Raw genomic sequence first — 440 nt, forward strand, 5'->3', positions numbered from 1 at the left:
AATTCCTAAAAGAACAATGAAATAACACTATCGTGAGTAATCAGGACAAGGTAGCCAAGAGAAAAAAGACAGAAAAAGATACAGGATTGCTGACAAAAAATAGTCAAAAAATAGACACTTAATATCATTTTATTTGCTTTATTAATTCTTGCAATATTAATGAGTTAAGGGATAGCTATTTTTTGACAATGGCAATTATTTGACAGAATTTGGAAAATAAATTGGGCATTTTCCGAAATAAAATCGGATTATGTCCGAATCCAGCCCAAATCAAGCACAGAATAATTAGAGATAAACTGAAATATAGCCACTTTATGGACGCACGGCGCCCGGAGAGTGGCTTTTTTATTTTTGGGGATGGGGATGAATTTAGAGGCAAAAAAACGGCGGTGGATTTAGAGTCCAGTTAAGGCATGGGGAAATGACATCCAGGCAGGGGT

The sequence above is a fragment of the Calditrichota bacterium genome (assembly GCA_013151735.1).
In the GTDB taxonomy this organism is placed as follows: Bacteria; Zhuqueibacterota; JdFR-76; order JdFR-76; family BMS3Abin05; genus BMS3Abin05.